Genomic DNA, 6,552 nt, shown 5'->3' with positions numbered 1-6,552 from the left:
GTACTGGTTTAAAGTTAATCCACTATAAAAAAGGCAAACCCGATTAGGTTTGCCTTTTTTATTACAAGACTTAATGAACGTCTTTCCAATATTCTTTTTTCAGGAAGTATGCCAGAGGCAGCATTACTGCAAGCAAGAACATCAACACGATATAGCCTGTACGTTTGCGCTGGAGTTGCGCCGGTTCACCCATGTAAACCAAATAGTTCACCAAGTCGCGTACATAAGCATCGTACTCTGTTTGGACGACTTTGCCGTTTGGCAAACGACGGCTGTGCGCGCCGGTAGATTCCCAATAGAGCTTGGGTTTCAATTCGCCATGTTCGTCTTTCACCATGACCGGCTGACCTTTTGCATCCAGCTCAACCGCTTGAACGCCTTGTTGCTCCCACAAGGGATGAGGCATGCCGACTTTGTCGAATACGACATTGTTCCAACCGTTCGGACGGGTCGGATCTTTATAGAAGCCGCGCATATAGGCATACAGATAATCCGCGCCTTTAGAACGGGCAATCAGCGTCAGATCCGGAGGAGCCGCACCAAACCATTTGGCAGCATCTTTAGGATTCATCGCCGCCAACATGACATCACCGACGTTGTCTGTCGTAAACATCAGGTTTTTCTTGATTTCTTCATCAGTCAAACCGATGTCTTTCAGACGGTTGAAGCGCATACCGCTTGCCGAGTGGCAGGATAAGCAGTAGTTGGTGAAAATTTGAGCACCGCGCTGCAAACTGACTTGGTCGCGCAGGTCAATCTCGACTTTTTCATAGTGTCCGCCACCGCTGGCGACGGCGGCACTCATAGGCACTGCCAATAACAAGGCAGCAAACCAGTTTTTCAGGGTATGTTTCATTTTCGCTGCCCTCATCAGATATTGGTTGCAAACAGGTAAGCACCCACTGCGGTAATACCGACATAAACAAAGAACATGATTTTTTGTTTAGTGGTGCTCATGGTTACGCGTTCCGGAACCGGTTTGTTTGTATCCAGTTTGGTATAGAACGGCATACCCAGGAAGAATGCAAAATAGACGACGGACAGGATACGCGCAACCAAAGTACGGGTATCGGTTGCTACCATCGCACCCAAAATACCCAAACCGATAAAGGCAATGATGAACAGAACCAACGCAGTTTTGAAGATTGGGCCGCGATAGCGGACGGATTTCACTTCACCTTTATCCAACCAAGGCAACAGGGCAATCAGGACAACTGCCGCGCCCATACCGATTACACCCCAGACCTGAGTACCGAGGAATGAAGGAATCGCACGCAAAATGGCGTAGAACGGGGTGAAATACCATACCGGCGCAATGTGCGGCGGTGTTTTCAGCGCGTTTGCCGCATCAAAGTTCGGGGCTTCAAGGAAGTAGCCGCCGCCTTCAGGGGCGAAGAACAATACGGAGCAGAAAACAATCAGGAATACGACAACGCCCAAGATGTCTTTGACGGTGTAGTACGGATGGAAAGGAATGCCGTCGAGCGGAACGCCGTTTTCATCTTTGAGTTTCTTGATTTCCACGCCGTCAGGGTTGTTCGAACCCACTTCGTGCAAGGCGATGATGTGTGCCACGACCAAACCGAGCAACACCAGCGGTACGGCAATAACGTGCAGTGCGAAGAAGCGGTTCAGGGTAACGTCGGAAACGTTGAAGTCGCCGCGAATCCAAGTGGATAAATCAGGACCGATAACAGGGATAGCAGAGAACAGGTTAATAATCACCTGTGCGCCCCAGAAGGACATTTGACCCCAAGGCAACAGGTAGCCCATAAAGGCTTCGGCCATCAATGCCAAGAAAATCAGGGAACCGAAAATCCACACCAATTCGCGCGGTTTTTTGTACGAACCGTAAATCAGGCCGCGGAACATGTGCAGGTATACGACGATGAAGAAGAAAGATGCGCCGGTAGAATGCATGTAGCGGATAATCCAGCCGCCGGACACGTCGCGCATGATGTACTCTACTGCGGTAAAGGCAGCAGGCAGGTGATAGGCATTCAGGTTGCCGTCCGGTTTGTAGTTCATGGTCAGGAAGATACCGCTGACGATTTGAATCACGAGGACGAGCAGAGCCAAAGAGCCGAAGTAGTACCAGAAGTTGAAGTTCTTCGGCGCGTAGTATTGAGCCAAATGCTCATTCCACATTTTAGACAGAGGGAAACGAGCGTCCGTCCAGTCTAACAATGCTTTTGCTTTGCTATTGGTTTGGTTTGCCATAATTATCGTTCCTTATTTTTAGTCTTCGCCTACCAAGACTGTCGTATCGCTCAGATATTTGTAGGGCGGAACAACCAGGTTGGTCGGTGCAGGAACACCTTTATATACGCGGCCTGCCATGTCGAATTTCGAACCGTGGCAAGGGCAGAAGAAACCGCCTTTCCAGTCTGCCCCCAAATCCGCAGGAGCAACGTCTGGACGGTAGGTCGGCGAACAGCCCAAGTGGGTACAGATGCCGATGGCTACAAGGATGTTCGGCTTAATCGAACGGGTCTCGTTTTTACAGTTTTCGGGCTGATGATCCACATCAGAATTAGGGTCGACAACCGCACCGTTCAAACTTTTCAGGTCTTTGAGCTGCTGATCGGTACGGTTAACCACCCAAATCGGTTTACCTTGCCATTCGGCAGTCAACATTTGTCCGGATTCGATTTTGCTGACATCGATTTCGACGGGAGCACCTGCGGCCTTGGCTTTTTCCGACGGGAAAAAGCTTGCCACGAAAGGCGTAGCTACGCCCAAAGCCGCCACACCGCCCGCGCCGCACGTAGCCAGCGTCAAAAAGCGGCGGCGACCGCTATTGATTTCTTGATTATCCATTATTCAGTCGTCCTAAAATTTTGGGAATACCGAGCCATTAAACGATGTAATTCTACCTAGTTTACCGTGATACTCAAAGCATTATTTAAATTAAGGTAAATTTTCATGACGATTATCAAGGCTTAAGCGGGATTATCTTCATCGAAATGACAGACTTCCAACTCAAAATGCTGTGCCACGGCCTCGCCCAGGGCGCGGATGCCGTAACGTTCCGTCGCATGGTGTCCCGCGCTGACAAACGCAACGCCTGTTTCATTGGCAAGGTGAAACTGCGATTCCGAGATTTCTCCGGTCAAATAAGCATCGACGCCTTCGTCTATGGTCGTCTGAAAAAATCCCTGCGCACCGCCGGTACACCATGCGATACGTTTGATTTCGCGCGACATATCGCCGACGGCTACGGGCTGCCGTCCCAGCGTTGCAGCAATGTGTTGCAACCATTCAGCCAAAGTCTGCGGCGTTTTCAGACGACCTATATTCAACAGGTTCTGTTCGCCGAACTGCCTTTCGACTTCCCAATCCAACTTATCGGCAAGCTGCGCGTTGTTGCCCAACACAGGGTGCGCATCCAGCGGCAGGTGGTAGCCCGCCATATTGATTTGGTGTTGCAATAATGTTTCGATGCGCACTTTTTTCCAGCCCGTAATCGTTACCGGCTCGCTTTTCCAAAACATCCCGTGGTGCACCAAAAGCATATCCGCGCCCTGCTCCGCAGCAAAATCGACTGCCGCCTTGCTTGCCGTTACCGATGTCGCTATTTTGCCGACTTCCGACCTGCCCTCGACCTGCAAACCGTTGGGCGCATAGTCTTTGAACATTCCGACCTGCAACACCTCGTCACACCACGCCAAAATATCGTTGCGTTTCGCCATATCATTCCTTTCAACACATAGCGGATTGAGTTTCACAGGACAAAGCGAAACAACGCCATCTCCGTTTCAAGTCAATTCACCATATTCATACAAAATCGGACCCACATTCTAACCGCAAACCCTGACGCGCCCCAATCCCCACGCCGTTCAACACGCGCCCGCATTTACACCCCGGCATGAAATATTTTAATATTGCCCGTCTCAAAAGGTCGTCTGAAAGCGTGAAAACCAATGGATTCCATCATCGAACTGCGCCATCTCAAAACCCTGCTGGCACTCGAAGAAACTGGCAGCGTATCCCTTGCCGCCAAGCGTGTCTTCCTGACCCAATCCGCCCTTTCGCACCAAATCCGCGCGCTTGAAAACTATTACGACACCCCTCTGTTTGAGCGCAAATCCACGCCCTTGCGCTTCACACCCGCCGGCGAACGCCTGTTGAGGCTCGCACGCGAACTCCTCCCTCAAGTTTCCGCCGCCGAGCGCGACCTCGCCCGCATCATCGAAGGCGAAGCAGGCGAATTGCGGCTGGCAGTCGAATGCCACACCTGTTTCGACTGGCTCATGCCCGCGATGGGCGAATTCCGCCCCATGTGGCCGCAAGTCGAATTGGACATCGTTTCCGGCTTTCAGGCAGATCCGGTCGGACTCCTGCTGCAACACCGCGCCGATCTCGCCATCGTATCCGAAGCCGAAAAACAAAACGGCATCAGCTTCCGCCCTCTGTTTGCCTACGAAATGGTCGGCATCTGCGCCCAAGACCACCCGCTTGCCGCCAAAACCGTTTGGGAGGCAGAAGACTTCATCGGCGAGACCCTCATCACCTATCCCGTTCCCGACGAAATGCTCGACCTGCCCAAAAAAATATTGTTACCCAAAGGCATCAACCCACCGCGCCGCCGCAGCGAACTGACCATCGCCATCATCCAGCTCGTCGCCAGCAAACGCGGCATCGCCGCCCTGCCCTACTGGACCGTGATGCCCTATCTCGAAAAAGGCTACGTCGTCCACCGCCAAATCACCGCCAACGGCCTGCAAAGCGAACTCTACGCCGCCACGCGCACCGAAGACGCCGATAAAAGCTATCTCGACAACTTCTGCCAAATCGTCCGCGAACGCAGCTTCGCCGACCTCCCCGGCTTGAGCGAACTGGAAATGCACGGACACGATTAATGTTTTCTTGAAACACAGTGTTACAGTATCAAATCAATCCGACTTCAATATCAAAAGGTCGTCTGAAAACCCAAATCTCAGGTTTTCAGACGACCTTTTTACTTCCTATCCCGATTTAGCCTTCTTCAGGCAGCTTGGTGATTTTTACCCGCTCGATGCGTTGACCGTCTTTTTCAACGACTTGGAAACGCCAGCCGTGGAAATCGGCAAAATCGTCGACATCGGGAATGCTTTGTAGCTCTTCCATAATCAGTCCGGCAACAGTGTGGAAGTCGGCATCTTCCTCTTGTGCCGGGAGGTTGAGTTGCGGCGCGAGTTCGACGTATTCGAGCGAACCGTCCACGGTCAGGCTTTCATCGGCATTTTCTTGAACGGCGGGTTCTTCTTGGCGTTCAAACTCTTCGGGGAATTCGCCGGCAATGGTTTCCAGCAGGTCTTTCATGGTAACCATGCCCAAAACTGCGCCGAATTCATCGACTACCAAAGCATAATCCGCGCTGCTTTGGCGGAACAATTCAATCGCGCCTAACGCGGTCGCACTGTCCGGCAGGACAAGCGGCTGGCGCAGGACGGCTTGAATATTGAGTTCGCCGGTTTCGAGCAGTTGGGCGAGCAGGTCTTTTTTGTTGATGTAGCCCAACGGTTCGTCCACACCGGCTTTACCAACGACGAGCAGGCGGCTGTACGGGGTGTTTTGCAGTTGGGCATATTGCTCTTCACGGCTTTGGGAGATGTCCAAACGCTCAATGTCGCGGCGGGGAATCATCACGCCGAGGATGGGACGTTCGGCAAGCGTAAGGACGCTGCGTATCATGGATTTTTCGTTTTCCTCGAAATGCCCGTCGTCCTCTGCTTCGTCGCCCGCTTTGGCAAGCACGCTTTCGCGTATGCCCATCATGCCCAAGACGTTCTCGGCGGTGCGTTTGCGCCACGAGCTGCTGATGTAGTCGTTTTTGCGGCTGTTGCGCTGCGAAATTTGGTTGAATGCTTCAATCAGGATGGAGAAGCCGATAGCGGCGTAGAGGTAGCCTTTCGGGATGTGGAAATGGAAGGCTTCGGCAATGAGGCTGAAACCGATCATCAGCAGGAAACCCAAACAGAGCATGACAACGGTAGGATGCCTGTCCACAAACTCGGTCAGCGGTTTGCTGGCGGAAATCATGACGGTCATGGCAACGGCAACGGCACCCATGGCGACGACGATATGATCGACCATCGCAACGGCAGTGATGACGGAATCGATGGAAAATACCGCGTCAAGAATCAGGATTTGGGCAACCACGCTCCAAAATCGCGCGTGTTTTTTCTGACTATCGGCAACGGCAAATTGGTTATGCCCTTCGAGGCGTTCGTGCAGCTCGGTGGTGGCTTTGTAGAGCAGGAAGATACCGCCCGCGAGCATAATCATGTCTTTGCCGGAAACGTCCAACCCACTGATGTGGAACAGCGGGCGCGTCAGGGTCATGATGTGTGCCATGAAGCCGAGCATGATGATGCGGATAACGACCGCAAGCCCCAGACCGGTAATGCGGGCGCGGTCGCGTTGGGCAGGTTTGACTTTGTTCGCCAAAATGGCGACGAAAACGAGGTTGTCTATCCCCAAGACGACTTCGAGTACCAGAAGCGTGGCAAAGCCTATCCAAGTATGCGGCTCTGCCAACCAACTGAAATCCATGATTTTTGTATTCCT

Annotated in this window: 6 protein-coding genes; 1 reads left to right on the top strand and 5 read right to left on the bottom strand. The window is 52.3% G+C overall.

Annotated features, from left to right (window positions below):
- Nucleotides 1-70: 70 nt before the first annotated feature.
- The 4 genes from HMPREF3050_RS12660 to HMPREF3050_RS12645 form a co-directional block, all read right to left on the bottom strand.
- Nucleotides 71-856, bottom strand: coding sequence for a cytochrome c1 (locus HMPREF3050_RS12660; RefSeq protein ID WP_003765585.1), 786 nt, complete (start codon nt 854-856; stop codon nt 71-73).
- A gap of 14 nt (nt 857-870) precedes the next feature.
- Nucleotides 871-2,220 (bottom strand): cytochrome b, encoded by a 1,350-nt coding sequence (locus HMPREF3050_RS12655; RefSeq protein WP_003776257.1) that lies wholly within the window; start codon nt 2,218-2,220, stop codon nt 871-873.
- Nucleotides 2,221-2,238: 18 nt separating this feature from the next.
- Nucleotides 2,239-2,820 carry a ubiquinol-cytochrome c reductase iron-sulfur subunit gene (petA, locus tag HMPREF3050_RS12650; protein WP_019270983.1) on the bottom strand — a complete coding sequence of 194 codons (582 nt, stop codon included), beginning with the start codon at nt 2,818-2,820 and terminating at the stop codon, nt 2,239-2,241.
- A 122-nt stretch (nt 2,821-2,942) separates the two neighbouring features.
- Nucleotides 2,943-3,692 carry a Nif3-like dinuclear metal center hexameric protein gene (locus HMPREF3050_RS12645; RefSeq protein WP_070775028.1) on the bottom strand — a complete coding sequence of 250 codons (750 nt, stop codon included), beginning with the start codon at nt 3,690-3,692 and terminating at the stop codon, nt 2,943-2,945.
- A 231-nt stretch (nt 3,693-3,923) separates the two neighbouring features.
- On the opposite strand from HMPREF3050_RS12645, the gene HMPREF3050_RS12640 reads away from it, so the two are divergent.
- Nucleotides 3,924-4,862 carry a LysR family transcriptional regulator gene (locus HMPREF3050_RS12640; protein ID WP_070491331.1) on the top strand — a complete coding sequence of 313 codons (939 nt, stop codon included), beginning with the start codon at nt 3,924-3,926 and terminating at the stop codon, nt 4,860-4,862.
- 115 nt (nt 4,863-4,977) lie between these two features.
- Here the strand turns inward: HMPREF3050_RS12640 and HMPREF3050_RS12635 are convergent, their stop codons facing one another.
- Entirely contained in the window at nt 4,978-6,537 is a 1,560-nt protein-coding gene (locus HMPREF3050_RS12635; RefSeq protein WP_070775027.1) for a TerC family protein, read from the bottom strand.
- Nucleotides 6,538-6,552: the final 15 nt, after the last annotated feature.

It is taken from the genome of Neisseria sp. HMSC065D04, assembly GCF_001815675.1.
Lineage (GTDB): Bacteria > Pseudomonadota > Gammaproteobacteria > Burkholderiales > Neisseriaceae > Neisseria.
Note: the sequence above shows the minus strand (reverse complement) of the source record. Positions and strands in the feature narration are given on the sequence as shown.